This window comes from Opitutaceae bacterium TAV5 (assembly GCA_000242935.3).
GTDB lineage: Bacteria > Verrucomicrobiota > Verrucomicrobiia > Opitutales > Opitutaceae > Geminisphaera.
On record CP007053.1, the window covers coordinates 4,936,591 to 4,951,960 of the forward strand.

Sequence of the window (15,370 nt, forward strand, 5' to 3'; positions counted from 1 at the left end):
TTCTGTTTCTATTGAGGCAAAATGGCGACTCACTCCATCGGGTCAGGCAAGGCGTTGCTCGGAACCACCGTTCCCGAGCCGGTCGCCCGCGCAATCATCACGCGGGCCGGCGCGCTGGGCTGGACCAAGTCGCGGTATGCCGGGGCGGTATTGCAGGCGTGGTACGATGCCGGGTGTCCGCCGGTGGGAAAGGCGGACGAGGCGGTCAACGGGTACGGCCCGGGGACGCCGGAGGAAGGCGACGGGCAGGGCGGCTAGGCCGCTCCCGTAACCTCCTCAACGCGATCCGAGAAATTCCTCGAGGCGGCGCAACGCGGCGTGGCCGATGGGGAAGGGGCGGCGGGCATTGCGCAGGGTGAGTTCCCCGCCTTCGTCCGTCTCCCGCCAGGAAACGACCTCGGCCAGATTGATGATCGTGGAGCGGTCCAGCATCTGGAAACGCTTGGGCGGCAGCAGTCGCTGCCAGTCGCGGAGGCGGCGGTTGTCGAGGTACTCGCGTCCGTCGGAGGTGACGACCTTCGAATAATCGCGGTCGCCGGAGATCGTGGCGATGCGGCTTACTTCCATGATGCGCCGCTCGTCGCCGTAGCGGAAGGCGAGCAGGTCGTCGAGATCGAGCGGGGACGGGGCGGCACCGGCCTGGCCGGCTCCTGCCGGGCTCGCGGCATCGAGGCGCTGGAGCGCGCGGGCGAGGCGTTCGGGCATGATGGGCTTGAGCAGGTAATCGACCGCGTCCGCGTCGAAGGCGTCCGCCGCATAGTGTTTGTGCAGCGTGCAGAAGACGACGAGCGGCGGTTTTTCGGGATTGTCGGGCTCCAGGAGGCTGAAACCGTTTTCCCGGCCCAGCTGGACATCGAGAAAAATCGCGTCCGGCCGGTGTTGGCGGATCAGCAGGCGGGCCGAGGCGAGATCAGCCGCCTCGCCCACGATTTCTGCTGTCGGGTGGGCGAGGAGAAGGGTGCGCAGATTCATCCGGTCAATCGGATTGTCATCAATAATGGCGAGGCGCATGGGGGCTAAACTGATTGCAGTGGAGTCGGTACGCCAGTCTGCTCCCGCCGGCGCGGATGGCAACCCCTCATCCTGCCGGCGCGGGCAGGTCGACGGTGAAGGCGGTGCCGCACGGGGAGAGTCCGCGGATCTCGACGGAACCGCCGAGAAGATCGACGTTGGTCTTCACGACATACAGGCCGAGTCCCACGCCGCCGTCGCTGACGATGGCGCGGATGTCGGTCTGCCGGAACGCGATGAAAACAGACTCGCGTTCCCCGGGCGGGATGCCGGGCCCCTCGTCGCAAACGGTGAGCCGGAGCAGGCCGGCGGTCCGCTCCAGACCGATCGTCACCTTGCCGCCGGGGGGCGTGAACTTGATGGCATTATGCGCGATGTTGAGCAGGATTTGCGTAAGACGGAGCGGATCGGTTTCGATCGTTCGCGAGGCCGGCGGGGAACCGGCGCCGCCGGCTCCGGGGTCGCCTTCGGACAGCCAGACGAGCCGGACGTTGTGGTTGGTGGCGAGCGGTTCCAGCAGGTTGCGGACGGACGATGTCCATGCGTCCAGATCCAGCGACTGGAGGTGCAGCGGGATGCGGCCTTCCTCGGAGGCGGAGATGTCGAGCAGGTTGGTCAGCATCAGGTTCAGGTACTGGCCGCCGGTGCGGATCTGGTTGAGAAAGCGGGCGAAATCCTCCGGCAGCCGGTAACGCTCGCTCTGCATCCACATCGCCTGGGAGAGCCCGACCAGCGTGCTCAGCGGGGCGCGGATCTCGTGGCTGATGTTGGCGAGGAACAGCGTCTTGAAGCGGCTGGCTTCCTCCGCCTTTTCCTTGGCCTTGCGCAGGTCCGCCGTGCGGTCGCGCACTTCCTGCTCCAGCCGGCGGGTCATCTCCTCGTGCGCCTCGCGTTCACGTTGCGCGGCCAGTGCGCTTTCATGCCGGATTTCCCGGATGCGATCGGCCATGGCTCCGAGAAAAAAGATGCAGGCCAGCGCGGTCGATATCTGCATCACCTGCTCGCTCGACATATGCATGGGGACGAAGTCGAGAAATTCGAGAAAGAGGAGCGGATTCCAGACGCACAGCCCCAGGCACCCCGCGAAAATCCAGCGTGCCGATTTCACGCCGTCCCGCATGCGGAGGCCCGCAACGACAAGGGTGATGAGGCAACTGATCGCCTCGACGCCCTGGATCGCGATGATCTGCGCCCGGTACGGGCCGAACGGCATCACCGGCAACCACGCCGCGATCACGATCATCAGCACGCGGGCGCAGCGGTCCAGCCGCGGCGACGACCGGGACAGCTCGAAAATCTGCCGCAGAAACATCAAAAATCCGAGAATCGTCAGCCCGTGCCAGAGGAGCACGCCATGCCGCACCCAGAACGACGCCCCCGGCCAGCCGAGCCAGGAGTAGTAGCCGCCGACGCAAAAGAGCAATCCGCCCGCACACGCGAGCACGAGTGCGTAGCAGAGCAGGAAACCCCGGTTGCGCGTGAGGCTGGCCAGAATGAAACCGAGGACCGCCATGGCGACGATGTACCCGAAAAACAGGCCGCCGCGCCACGCCTGGCGTTCGACGGCCTGCACCCAGGCATCGTAAGGCAACAGGGTCAGCGGCACGAACGCGGAACCTTCGGTGTGCAGCCGCAGGTAAACGTCCACGCTCCGCTCCGGCGTCAGGTCGAGCGGGATCGCCGGGTAGCGGGGATTTCCCGCGCCCGGGATGTTGCCGGAAGGCGGGCGGAGATTGCCTCCCGCCGCCGTGAAGACGAGGCGGCCGTTTTCGACGACAAACCAGTCGATCATGTCGAACCGGGTGCTGGCCAGTTCGAGCATCCAGCGCCGCGAGGCGGCGGACGGCGGAGAGGACGGGAGAGAGGCGGGGGCAGACGATGCCCGGTCCGCAGAGGGCGGAGCGGAAATGCGCGCGCGCAACCACAGCACATCGTCCGTGTAGCCGAAGCCGGGAATCCGGCCCGCCGCCGGCACCGCCTGCCAGCCGGCGGCGCGGGAGACGTCACTGACGGAGGCAAACGTCTCCTTCCCTCCCGGATCGCGCAGGACGGACAAAAACGGCGTGAGGCTGGTCTCTCCGGTGGCAGTCGGGACCACTGCCCGGTCAACGGCGCCCGCGTCGGCGTGCGCGGGTTGTGATCCCGTCGCCCGGCCGGTGCCGGCGAGGGCCAGAGCCAGGACACCTGCCGACAGCATGAAACGGCGGCGGCAGGATTGCCGGATGAGACGGGACGCGGGTGACGATGGTGGTAGCGGCATCGGGGAGGCTGAAAAAGAAGAACCGTGACAGTTCATCGGGCTGGCTGCAATGCGGCGGAGCAGGGCCGCGAATGCCGCCATTCCTTTGATTTTTTCCGAAATCCGGAGAAACTCTCTGACACATAAGAACGTCCCCCCTGTCGCAGCTCTTTTCGCAGGACAGACCCGACCACTTTTGCCATTTGTCATGACGCCTTTGCTCTCCCCTGACCAGGCCTGGTTGCCATTGCCGGACGATCAATGGACGCCGCAACACGCCCGTCACCTCCTCCGCCGGGCAGGCTGGACGGCTATTCCTGCGGACGTGGACCGGGCGATGAAAGACGGCCTGCAGGCCACACTGGCGCGGATTTTCCCCGCTTCGCCGCCCGCATTCACGCCGCCCCCGCTCATGGCCGACGGCATCCGGCGCGCCCAGGAGCTTCGCCAGCGTGCCCGCGAGACCGTCGAGGTGGACCGCAAGCGGATGCTCGAGCGCGATGCCCGCGAACTGCACCGGCAGTACATGGACGAGCTCGCCATCCGCTGGCTCCAGCAGGCTGCCAAACCCGCCGCCTCGGCCTTCGAGAAGTGGCTGCTGTTCCTCTCCAACGTGTACGTCACGGCCTCGGACAAGGTGAGCAACCCCGATTTCATCTACCGCCACTGGGAGATCCTCCGCAACGGCGCCGCCGGCTCTGCGCCCGCCCTGAGCAAGGCCGTTTCCCGTTCGCCCGCGATGATCGTCTACCTCGATCTCCAGGGCAGTCACCTGAAAGCGCCCAACGAAAACTTCGCACGCGAGCTGATGGAGCTCTTCACCCTCGGCGAGGGCAACTACACCGAGGACGACATCAAGGAAGCCGCCCGCGCCTTCACCGGCTACCGGCACCGCGAAGGCGAGTTCCGCTTTGCGAAACGCCAGCACGACGCCACCCCGAAAACCCTCTTCGGCCAGACCGGCAACTACGATGGCGACGACGTCATCGACCTCATTTACAAAAAACCCGCCGCCGCCACCTTCCTGCCGCGCGAGATGGCGAAATTTTACCTTGCCGGTGACCCTCCCGATGCAGAGTGGTTTGCCCCGCTCGGCGCCTGGTGGCGGGGAAAAAACTACAACCTGCGCCAGCTCTGCTTCCGCTTCTTCGGCTCGCGGGCGTTTTACCACGAATCGTTTCAGGCCAACTACATCAAGAGTCCCGTCCAGTATTACGTCGGCCTGCTCCAGGATTTGCAGCTCGATGTCGTGCCCTTCGTGCGGACCACGCTGGTGCCGCTGCGGCAGATGGGGCAGACCGTGTTTCGTCCGCCCAACGTCCGCGGCTGGGTCGGCGGACGCGTCTGGATCAACGCCTCCACGCTGGCCGCGCGCCGCCAGCTCGTGGCGACACTCTTCACGCCCTTTCGCGAGGAAAGGCTCAATGCCGACGACCAGCGCGCCCTCGCGGTGGCGCGCAGCGACGGCGCGAAAAAATTCGCGGTCGATAACGACCGCCTGCGCGAATTTTCACAACTCGGCTCCGAAAAAATCACCTCCCGTTTTGTGGATTATTTCCTGCCCGTGCCGGTCAACACCGACTTCCGCGCCACCCTTCGCGACTTCCTCGCCACTGCCGCGGACGACCGGAAAAACCGCAAGGAAACCGGCGGCGGAAATCCGGATGTCGGCCGCGTCCGCGAAGCCGCCATCGTCGTCCTGCAAACGCCCGAATACCAGCTCTGCTGAAATGCGTTTTCAACCACTGATGGACACTGATGCACACTGATAAAGAATATGTAACTGATAATCTGTTACAGACCGGCATCTGCCATGTATCCACCTGCGAGCATCGACCCGGTCTGCCTTGCTCAGTGTCCATCAGTGATCATCAGTGGTTAAAAAATCAGCACTCTGCCTTATGAAGAATCCGCACCATTTTCTCCCCACCACCCGCCGCGAATTTTTACGCTACAGTGCGCAGGGCATCGGCCTGCTGGCCTTTGCGCGGTTTGCGCCGTCGTTTCTCGTGCAGTCCACGCTCGCCTCGACGCCCGCGCCGGAAAAAGACCGCACCATCCTCGTGCTCGTCCAGCTCGCCGGCGGCAACGACGGGCTCAACACGGTGGCTCCGTACCAGAACGACAACTACTACAAGCTCCGTCCCACGCTCGGCCTGAAGAAGGAGGAGGTGCTCGACCTCGACGGCCGGGTCGGTCTGCACCCTTCCTGCACGGCGATGCACGAGCTGTTCAAGGACGGCAAACTCGGCGTCGTGCAAAACGTCGGTTACCCGAATCCCAACCGCAGCCATTTCCGTTCGATGGAAATCTGGGAGACGGCGTCCGGCAGCGACGACGTGCTCGCCACCGGCTGGATCGGGCGCTTCCTCGACAACGCCTGCGCGGGGATGCCGACCGACGTCGCCGCGGCGAACGCCGCCGTCGCTGCCGGCGCCGGCGCGCGCAACGATCCCGAAGCGGTGCACATCAGCGCCGAAGTGCCGCAGTCGTTTGGCGCGGAGCAGGCGCATTCGACCTTCGGCCTTACGCTCGGCGCCCGCGGCGGCAAGCGCGACAAGGACGCCGTGCAGTTGCTCGAAAAACTCATCACCTGCGGCGGCCATGGCGACGGCGACCACGACCACTCCAACGGTTCGTTCCTCCAATCCACGATGATGGATGCGCTCGTGACGGAGAAGAAGGTGCAGAAGGTGCTCGGCGCCTACCAGCCGGGGGCGAGTTATCCCGGCAACGGTTTTGCCGGTTCGCTGCGCAACGTGGCGGCGCTGATCGCGGCGGGCCTTTCGACGCGGGTTTATTTCGTGTCGCTGGGCGGGTTCGACACGCACAACAACCAGGCGCCGCAGCATGCCAACCTCCTGCGCAATCTCTCGGAAGGCCTCGCGGCCTTCCAGAAAGACCTCGAATCGAAAGGCCTGGCCGACCAGGTGCTGACGATGACCTTTTCGGAGTTCGGGCGGCGTCCGGCGGAGAACGAGGGGCGCGGCACGGACCACGGCACGGCGGCGCCGCTGTTCGTGATGGGGTCGAAGCTGAAAGGCACGATGCACGGCACCGAGGCGTCGCTCGATATCGACAAGCGCGACGACCTGACGTTCACCACCGATTTCCGGCAGGTGTACACGACGGTGCTCGACCGCTGGCTTGGCTGCCCGGCCAAGGACATCCTCGGCGGCGACTACAAACCGCTGGAGTTTGTGTGAGGTCGCGACGCGGCCCACCTCGCGCCTGCCTGACTCGCGCTCAGGGCATGCGGAGCGCGGCGCGGGACCATCCGGATGTCTGTCCGGGTGTAACCCAAAAGGCGGTTCTGAAAATACGTTTTTTGAACAGGAGGAAACGAAGAGAACAAAGACGAAACAAAGAAGGTTTTGAATTAGAATTTATTTTTTATAAGCACCTTGTGCAGGAAAGAATGATAAATGCTCTTGGTTTTTCTTCGTTCTCTTTGTTGCCTTCTGTTCAATTTTTAGAGGTTCCCCAACGTGAAATCGCACGGATCTTTCGACATCCCGGCCCGAACGGTTATCACGGGCGCATGATGAAACCGGATACCCATACGCTGGTCCTGCTGCGTCACGGCGAGAGCACATGGAATCGTGAAAACCGTTTCACCGGCTGGACCGATGTCGATCTGACGGACAAGGGCCGGGAAGAGGCGCGCCAGGCCGGACGGCTGATGAAGGAGGCGGGACTGGTGTTCGACGCGGCGTATGTTTCCCTCCTGCGGCGTGCGCTCTGGACGATGTGGCTCGCTCTCGACGAAATGGACCAGCTCTGGATTCCGTTCTCGAAAAGCTGGCGTCTGAACGAGCGGCACTACGGCGCGCTGCAGGGCCTCAACAAGGCCGGGACTGCGCAAAAATTCGGCAACGATCAGGTCAAGGTGTGGCGTCGGAGTTACGACGTGCCGCCGCCGGTCCTGGAAAAATCCGATCCCCGCTTTCCCGGACACGATCCCCGCTACGCCGGCATTGATGCGGCGGAGCTTCCCCTCACCGAGTGTCTCAAGGATACGGTGGCGCGTTTCCTTCCGCTCTGGCACGGCGAGATCGCGCCGGAAATCCGGGCCGGGAAACGCCTCCTCATTTCCGCGCACGGCAACAGCCTGCGCGCACTCGTCCAGTACCTCGACCACGTGAGCGAGGAGGATATCGTCGAACTCAACATCCCGACCGGCGTGCCGCTGGTTTACACACTGGATGCCGACCTGAAACCCGTCGGCCACCACTACCTCGGCGATCCTGCGGAGATCGCCGCCAAAGCCGCCGCAGTCGCCGCCCAGGGCCAGACGAAACCGGCCTGAGGCCACGGTCCTGAAATCTCCGGATTTTTACAAAAAGAGCCTGGGGCAGTTGTGCCGCAACCGAAGGGACAGAAAGAATGGCCACGAAAAACACGAAAAGACACACCGCGGATGGAATCCTCCATCGCGCTTATAAGCGCGCGGGAGACTCCCGTCGGGCAGACAGGAATTTTGTGTTTTTTGTGGCCATCCCGGTTTGAATCCGGAACGCATCCGCACCGAGGGCAATCATGCGCTTTTGTGCACGATTTCTCGGGGTTGCTTTGCAAAGGACGCGAAGGAGGTAACTGGTAATCTTTTGTGATCTTTGCAGCCTTTGTGTAAAAATTTGCAGGCTTTGGTATAACGTAAAAATATCAGGGACACCGGTTCTCCTGCCTCCGGATATTTACACAAAAAACCCCGGAATTTTCAGCAGCAACCGGCCCTTGCGGGTCGGAAGGGCAAAGCTGCCGTCGGCGTTGCGCGGCAGTTCCGAACCGGACTCGAAATCGAGCACCCGCGTCACCGGTGAACCCGGCGGGAACCGGAGATATTCTCCTGCAAACGTTTCCCGTTCCTCGATCATGTCTACGGTGAGCGCCTTGCGCGTGGGGATGTAGTGGAGAAGCGTGAGGAGGAGATCGTCACCGCGGCGGCGGGGAATCACCTGGATCGTCGTGGGGAGGCCTTCGCCGAAAGGAGCGGGGCCGACGAGGCGCCGCATCGCGAGTCGCCAGCCGTCGCGGACGGCGATGTTTCCCGAATGGCGGTACTCGCGGAAAATCGGGTCGGCGAAATACACGTAATGGTCGCCCGCGAGGACGGCGGCGTGCCGGTCGGCGACGGCTTGCGGCGGGGTCTGGAAGTGGGATGAAAAAGTGAGGTCCGTGCGGCGGAAATAGGGAAGAATGCGGTCCACAAGCGTGAGGGTGTTGTGACCGGCCTCGACGTTGACACCGGGCTCATAAACGACGCGGTCGCTGCGCGAGAGGCTGGCGGAGAATTCGCGCCGGGCGCGCCAGTAGGAGGGATAGTTCGTAACGTCACCGGCGAGCGTGAGGTTCACGCCGGGGAGGAGCGAAGGGGCGCCGGGTGCGCCAAAACCGCTGCGGTGCGAGACGATGAGTTTGCCGCCGGCGCGGACATAAGCAGCGAGATTTTTCTGTAGTTTTCCGGTTACGACAACACTGTCCGGAAGAATGACGAGGGAGAGGGCGGCCGGATCAACAGGGGAGGCATCATCGAGTATGACGGTGTCGTAGTGTGATTCGTCGCACATCTGGATGGCGCCTTCAAGCGACAGGTCGGTGCAGGCGGAGTCGAGCGTCGGATCGCCGGGAGCAACGATCCCGATTTGCGGGAGGGGCGCGCTGCCGGCGTAGAACGGCTCGGCGGCGGCGCATTGGGCAAAAACGGCGCCGATGAGATCGTATGCCCCGGCATCAGGCCGGCCGCGCGGAGGGAGCTGGTCGCCGACGGAATTGGCTCCGCCGAGGGCCTGCGTGCGGAAACATTCGTATTCGAGGGCGGGTTGGGGTTTGATCCCCCCGAAATCCCCCCACATGCGCTGGAAGCGGCCGGTCATGCCGAGCCAGGGTTTGCCCCAGTGGCCGAAGGCGCGGGCGAGGCGGGGGAAATGGTGATAACCCCAGAAGCCGGAAGGGAGGGATTCGAGTTCCCAGTGAGTTTGCAGGTCGTGCCGCGCGCGCACGCCGCAGCGGGAGTCGGCGTTGAGAACGTTGGTGGAATTGTAAAAAACGGTGGCGGCGGGCAGACGGTTTTTGATGAGCGGCGTGAAGCGGCGGGCGAAGGCGACTTGCGCGGCGGTGTCGAAGCGGACGTGGGTGGCGGCGTCGCGGTCGAGCAGGTGGTGTTTTTCGCGGAAGCGGAGAGAGGCATCGCTCCAGCAGGCCCGGGGAGCCATGACGACGATGTCGAAAAAGAGGCCGTCGATGGCGTCGCCGTAGCGCTCGAAGAGTTCGCGGAGATGGGCTTCGATGTAATCCTGGTAATCGGGATGGAGAAAATTGTTGTACCACCAGCCGCCGGGCTGGGGCGGGAGCGAGGGATCGGCATTGGCGACGCGGGCGAAGGTGCCGTCGTCGCGGAGCTGGAGCCATTCGGGATGCTTGCGGGCGACATCTTCCTCCCAGCCGACGGGCGTGTAGACCGGGGCGCGGATGCCTTCGCGATGGAGGGCCTCGATCTGTTCGCCGAGGAGGTCGCGTCCGTCGAGCGCGGGGTGCTGCACGCCGGTTTTTGTCGGATAGTAGCACATGCCGTGGTGGCACTTGGCGAAGAGGGTCACACTGTTGACATGCGCGTCGCGAAAAGTGCGGGCGAAGGCGGCGGGATCGAATTCGGAAGCGACGTCGGGAATGTACGGCGAGGTGTGAAAATCGAGGTGAACCTGACGTTGATGTGAATGAAACATTGTTACAAAAATCCGGATGGGAGGGGATCCGGGAAACACTGATTTTTTACACAAAGATCGCGAAGAACGCGAAGGTTTCGACGGTGTGGCGTTTCCGGTCAGGTCCGGACTTTGCGCACTTTGCGTTCTTTGTGTAAACGTCCCGTGGATTTTTCCCTCATCTTAACCAGACCGGCCCGTATTTCTCCGGGTCCTTGCCTTCGTTGATGCCGCCAAAGAGCTGGAGTGCGCGACGGCCTTTCTTGCCTGAATCGGCATCCATGACCGAAAGGGCGATGCCGATGGGCGTTCCCGCCTCGGGTGCCTTGTCCAGCCCCAGGGTTTCCCAGGGGAAACGGATCTCATAAGTCGTCACGTCACCGCTGCGCGTGATTGACTGGCTGATACGGTCATCCGAGGTGCCAACGGGCAATTCCGGCACATAGGAAATCCACCGCCAGTTGGCCGGAGTCTCGCCGGGCTTTCCGCTCCAGCCGACTCCGTATTCAAAAGCACGATGTCCCTTGAGGCCGAAGAGATCGTTGGCCTCCCAGGTTTTGGCATAATCGGGATCGAGCCCGATCTGGATGGAATCCTGCGACCAGAGGGCCTCGGGGTTGGTGGTGGCGTGGGTATTGAGGTGTTCGTCATCGCGCACCACTACACGAAGGTAGAGGGCGTCAGGGCTCCAGGCGGATTGCAGGGAGGCAGAGCAATCTTCCGGCGCAATGGGGCCGCCAAATTGTCCCCATCTGGAAAAATCAATAGCCGGGATGTTTGCCCAATCAGGCCGGGCTCCGGCAGCGGGAAGCCGGCTGCTGGTGACCAGCGTGATATCAAGCGGGCGGACGATCTGGTCGCGCCGGTCCGCATGGCGGCTGTCGATGGCAAGGCGCCCCCGATATCGCTGGCCGGAAATCAGGCCACGCAACGGAATCGAAAGCTCACGTGTTTCCCCGGCCTGCATTGGTGGCGGATCGATGAACTGGTCGCGGGCTCCATCGAGAGCCACGGCCACACGGGTGGTGAGAGGCGTGGTCGTATGTGATATCAGATTCGCAACGAGCCGGGGCGCCGCCTCTCCGGAGGGCCATTGCAACGAGGGAGCGTCAATGCCGAGGGGAGGAATCACACGCACGGGCTGGGCCAGCCAGCCGTCTCCATCCGGAGCCAGGACGAGGTAATCTCCGTTGGAGGCGGAGGATGGGACGACCACGTGTTGGTTGTCCTGCGTGGAAAGCGGAGAGGGAGCAATCCATGGGGCGGTTTTGGGAAGAGCAACGGGATCCCCGCCGCGCATGACGTTGAGTGTTGGCAGGGTATGGAGAGCGGGAGCTTGCCGGGTGGCAAACTCAAGGAAGACCGGACTGGGCGAAAGCGTCAGACGCGATGAATTTTCCGGAAAATCGCGGCCTGTCATGCTGGTGCGGCGAATGGTCGGGAGAGGGAAATCGACGCTGCGATCCCCTTCCGTGTCCCAGGCGATAGCGATGGAATTGGCGTTGTCGCGCTCGAAAAGGACAAGATGCGTGGAGGGTGTAAGGCGAAGCCAATTGCCGGAACCGCGCACACCGGCGATCCAACGGGCAAGATTGGCATAGGCGGCAAAGGAGGGCTTGGGGGTTTCGTCGTCGTTGACGATGGAAAACCCGCGCTCGCCTGCATTGGGAGCCGCCTTGTACTGGAGGCAGAAGTACGTCGCGTTCTCGACCCCGCGCGCGGCCAGAAGGGTCAGGGAGCGGGTGAGGTAGCGGGCCTGGGCAAGTTCATCGACCGGTTTCTGCCAGGTCCCCTTGCCGGTGGTCCAGCCGAACTCGGTCAGGTGAAGGGGAAAGTCGGGACGGCCGACTTCGCGCAACCAATCCTGCAAGTCGATTACGCGCTGGATAAACTCACCTTCAGGCGCAGTGCCGTCCACGTAGGCGTGGATGACAAGGCCATCGAAATGATCAAGCAATCCGAGCCGGTTGGCCGTATCGAGGTCGAGGCGGGCGGGGTCCTTGATGCGAATGGTGGAAAAACCGGGACCCATGACCCTGGTATCCGGGCTGGCCGCCTTGATGCCGTCGGCAATGGACGCGAGAGCATGGACGAGATCCTCGCTGGACCCCTTCCACTGCCATTCGGGTTCGTTGTAGATCTCGAAATAACGGGGAAAGTTGGGCCCTTGCTGTCCGGCCCAGGCCGCCACCAGCTCCGTGAGTTTTCCGTAGCTGGTGGGGCGGGCAAACGTGGAGCCGAACTTCTTCTTTTTTTCGGGCGGAGTTTCCAGTATCCACTCGGGAAGACCGAAAGAGATGACGCCCACCTGCTCGAAGGGGGTTTGCTGAAAGAGCTTCCGGACCGGGGTAACGGGGGACGGGTCGAGAATGTCGGATTTAAGGTCGAAAATGGATACCATGCGCCGGTTCCAGCGGGCGCCGGCGGCAAGCACGAGATCGGGATCGCCCTGCACCGTCCAGAGGCCAAGGCGCGACTGGTGGCGGACGGCATCGTCGAGCAGCGGACCGACGACGGCAGCGGTTGTTTTGTGCGTCTCCGTTTTGCCATCGGCGCGTGTGAATTTGGCCTCGATGGCATAATACCCGGGAGCCAGAGGGATTTCGATGGCGGAGTCTGCTCCTGCTGACGGCAGGGAAATCGTATCCAGTATTTTGTTATTCTCGTCGCGAAGGGTGATCGCGCCGTCCTTGACAGGATTGGCCGGGTCAGCAGGAGGAGTGAATGTCACCACGCCGGAGGACGCTGTCATGATGTTGCCCTTGGCTGCGGAAGTGAAGACGGGAGCGGCAGGACTTGTCGCATGCAAGGACGCGAAGGCGCAGAGGAAAGCCAGTGAGCGAATGGCAGCGGAAACGGTGCGGTGGTGTGACATGAGGGATGAAAACAGGATGTTTGCCGTGGATACACGGGAGCCGGGCGAAACACGCTTCGCCCCCGGCTCCCGGTTTTTCAGCTTTCAGCTTTTCAGCTTTTTTTTATTGGGCGGGCTGGAGTTCGATGGAAATGTCGTCGACCCAGACAGTGGCGGGCGTCTGCTCCCGGTCCAGCACGATCATGAGGCTGAAATTGCGCGTGCGGGGATTCAGCGTGCCCTGGGCCGTGATCTCCTGCCAGGTGTCGCTCGACTTGATGGTGGCGAGCTTCTGTTTGTGGGCAAGGAAGCCGATGGGCTTGTTGCTGGCGTCACGCTCGAGAATGCGGACAGCGGCGCCTGATTCGAGCAGGCCTTTGGCGCGCGCATAGAGATGGACGATGACCTTGCCCGGCGAGGCGGCGGCATCCGCCTCGGGAAGCGGGATAGAGGGCGTGTGAACGATCTTCTCGCCGTTCGTTGTCTCCAGAATCTGGATGCGCAGGGCATCGGTGCCCGAGTGCGGGTCGGTGGCGTCGAGTTTGACGGTAAAAGGCGTCTTCCAGCCAGTGGCCGGCTTGTAGGTGCTGCCGTGCCCGGCTCCCCAGCCGGGAATGTGGGCGGGGATGTTTTCAAAAGTGTATTTGACGAGAAGCTGGGGCTCGGGCGCGGCAGCGGCGGTGGCCGCAGCCTGGGCGGATGCCTGATGGCTCGCGCAGGCGAGGAGAAGGGAGAAGGCGAACGGGCGGAGGATGCGTGTCATGATAAAATAGATACCGAATAGCCAGGACTTACTGGGTGATGCCAGTTTTCCATGGATCATTGTTGGGATTGGTGGCGGTGAGGTCTTTCACCGTTCCAAGCGCCACATGGCCGTCGGCGTAGGCGACGTAGCCCTTGCCGCTGTGACGCGGATCGAAGGTGGTGGTGGCGCCAACGGCGGCAAGGTACGCGCCGGTCCTGCCGCCGCCTTCCGGCGCGGCATCGGTGACGTTGGAGGCGTTTTGCGACCATCCGCTCACCCATTTGGTTTCGGCGAAGAGGATGGTGCGCGACGAGAGGACACTGGAAAATTTATAATATCCATGTTCGTAATAGACCGTGTTATTTGCGGCCGAGGCGAGATGGCTGTTGAGGCCGTAATGGGGGGGGTAGGTGATGCCGTCGTTGACCGCCCCGCAGGTGCCCACCTTGTCATTGTAGCCGACGCTGCGCAGGTTGGTCGCCCCCGGCCATGTGTTGTGGATTTTTTTCCATGCCCACAATGCTTGCGGCACCCAGTCGCCGTTGTCCTGCGCCCAGACGGCGGCGAGTGTCGCGAGTTGCCGGATGTTGGAGCCGCAGCGGGCCTGATGGGCCTGCGCGCGGACTTTGCTGACGGCGGCCAGCGTAATGGCAGCCAGAATACCGATAATGGCGATGACGGTCAGAAGTTCGACGAGGGTGAAGGCAGCGGGCGGGCGACGATGGGTCCGGGGGAGTGTGAAGGCAGGCATGGCGACGGGTGATGTTGGGGGAGGCGGGGGAAGGGGGGAGCGGCAGGAAGCGGAAAGGCGGCGACTGGCCTGGAGTCATATCGCCGCCGGGGAGGAAAGCCGGCGGGGGCGTCCGGGCGAGTTACATCCGGGAAGAATGCCGGCGGAGGAGGCAGGCGGAGACAAGGACAAACAACGCGGCCAGCATGGCCCAGGTGGAGGGCTCGGGGACGGCGGAGGCGAAGGTGGCGTTGATGTCGGAGAAGCTCGCTTGGGCGGCGTTGAGGCCGCCGCCACTCATGAGGCCCACGCGGTCGAAGGACCAGGTGAGCGGCGTGGCGTCATTATAGGTGCCACCGATGGAGTAGGTGGTCGAGCCGGTGCCGGTGATCGACCATGTTACGCGGAGCCCGGTGTCGGTTCGCTCGAGGGAGAGGGAAAAGGCGTAGGTGCCCGTGCCGAAGGTCGTTGCCGGGTTTCCTGCAAAAGCCTGGAGTTCGGAAGCCGAAACGTCCGCGTTGTTGAAGTAGGCGGTGGTGTTGCCGTCCTTGCGTTCCCAGAGGCGACCGTTGGGATTGCCGCCGGTGCCACTGTTGGTGGCGAAGTAGCCGAGCCAGCCGGTGTTGTTGTTGCTGCCGTGGGTGTCGAAGAGCCCGAAGCGGAATTGATCGGAGCCCGCGTTGCCATCGATCGTGAAGCTGACGGAGCCCGAAAAAGAGAGCGAGTCGCCGACCGCGGCGAGCGTCCAGGTTTCGGGCAGGGCCGCGTAGATTTGATAGCCGTTCCCGGAACTGGCGGTGCCGTCGCCGAAGACCGGACTGGCGGTGTCCAGACCGGTGATGGCCGAGCCGCCGGTGGTCTTCGTCCATGAGGAGACAGGCGCAGCGTGCGCGGCGGAGAAGTGGAGGAGGGTCAGGAAAGCGGCTCCGGTGAAGAAGCGCGCGCAGTTCATGCAGGATGTGATTCGGGTGTTCATAGGGTGGAACGGGTAAGGAAACTGAAACAAGGAAAGTATTTTCTCTCGATTAGACAAGTACTTTCTCTGTCGGAGCTATTATTTCATAATATCCTTTAAATAAACCTGTTG

12 protein-coding genes are annotated in these 15,370 nt (G+C 63.1%); 5 read left to right on the top strand and 7 right to left on the bottom strand.

The annotated features are described in order from the left end of the window. The first annotated feature begins 21 nt into the window (after positions 1–21). Positions 22–258: a hypothetical protein gene (locus OPIT5_20895; protein AHF92339.1), complete on the top strand. Its 237-nt coding sequence runs from the start codon at positions 22–24 to the stop codon at positions 256–258. 18 nt (positions 259–276) lie between these two features. Here the strand turns inward: OPIT5_20895 and OPIT5_20900 are convergent, their stop codons facing one another. After that, positions 277–1,011 carry a LytTR family transcriptional regulator gene (locus OPIT5_20900; GenBank protein ID AHF92340.1) on the bottom strand — a complete coding sequence of 245 codons (735 nt, stop codon included), beginning with the start codon at positions 1,009–1,011 and terminating at the stop codon, positions 277–279. A 67-nt stretch (positions 1,012–1,078) separates the two neighbouring features. Continuing rightward, on the bottom strand, positions 1,079–3,352 hold the full coding sequence (locus OPIT5_20905) for a histidine kinase (protein AHF92341.1): 2,274 nt from the start codon (positions 3,350–3,352) through the stop codon (positions 1,079–1,081). Positions 3,353–3,458: 106 nt separating this feature from the next. Here OPIT5_20905 and OPIT5_20910 point away from each other — a divergent pair, with 106 nt between their 5' ends. The 3 genes from OPIT5_20910 (at position 3,459) to gpmA (ending at position 7,559) form a co-directional block, all read left to right on the top strand. After that, positions 3,459–4,979: a hypothetical protein gene (locus OPIT5_20910; protein ID AHF92342.1), complete on the top strand. Its 1,521-nt coding sequence runs from the start codon at positions 3,459–3,461 to the stop codon at positions 4,977–4,979. A 172-nt stretch (positions 4,980–5,151) separates the two neighbouring features. Beyond that, positions 5,152–6,456, top strand: coding sequence for a twin-arginine translocation pathway signal protein (locus OPIT5_20915; GenBank protein ID AHF92343.1), 1,305 nt, complete (start codon positions 5,152–5,154; stop codon positions 6,454–6,456). Between the two features lie 335 nt (positions 6,457–6,791). After that, on the top strand, positions 6,792–7,559 hold the full coding sequence (gene gpmA / locus OPIT5_20920; protein AHF92344.1) for a phosphoglyceromutase: 768 nt from the start codon (positions 6,792–6,794) through the stop codon (positions 7,557–7,559). A gap of 388 nt (positions 7,560–7,947) precedes the next feature. Here gpmA and OPIT5_20925 read toward each other — a convergent pair whose 3' ends face one another. Beyond that, the gene (locus tag OPIT5_20925; GenBank protein AHF92345.1) at positions 7,948–9,975 is read right to left on the bottom strand and encodes a beta-galactosidase; all 2,028 of its coding nucleotides are present in this window, start codon (positions 9,973–9,975) and stop codon (positions 7,948–7,950) included. Here OPIT5_20925 and OPIT5_20930 point away from each other — a divergent pair. Continuing rightward, positions 9,975–10,112 (top strand): hypothetical protein, encoded by a 138-nt coding sequence (locus OPIT5_20930; GenBank protein ID AHF94568.1) that lies wholly within the window; start codon positions 9,975–9,977, stop codon positions 10,110–10,112. The genes OPIT5_20925 and OPIT5_20930 overlap by 1 nt on opposite strands. A gap of 20 nt (positions 10,113–10,132) precedes the next feature. Here OPIT5_20930 and OPIT5_20935 read toward each other — a convergent pair whose 3' ends face one another. The 4 genes from OPIT5_20935 to OPIT5_20950 all read right to left on the bottom strand — a co-directional run bounded on the left by OPIT5_20935 (position 10,133) and on the right by OPIT5_20950 (position 15,235). After that, entirely contained in the window at positions 10,133–12,829 is a 2,697-nt protein-coding gene (locus OPIT5_20935; protein ID AHF92346.1) for a hypothetical protein, read from the bottom strand. A 103-nt stretch (positions 12,830–12,932) separates the two neighbouring features. Beyond that, positions 12,933–13,571, bottom strand: coding sequence for a hypothetical protein (locus OPIT5_20940; GenBank protein ID AHF92347.1), 639 nt, complete (start codon positions 13,569–13,571; stop codon positions 12,933–12,935). 28 nt (positions 13,572–13,599) lie between these two features. Further along, on the bottom strand, positions 13,600–14,304 hold the full coding sequence (locus OPIT5_20945) for an N-terminal cleavage protein (protein ID AHF92348.1): 705 nt from the start codon (positions 14,302–14,304) through the stop codon (positions 13,600–13,602). A 121-nt stretch (positions 14,305–14,425) separates the two neighbouring features. After that, on the bottom strand, positions 14,426–15,235 hold the full coding sequence (locus OPIT5_20950) for a glycosyltransferase family 1 (GenBank protein ID AHF92349.1): 810 nt from the start codon (positions 15,233–15,235) through the stop codon (positions 14,426–14,428). Between the last annotated feature and the right edge of the window lie 135 nt (positions 15,236–15,370).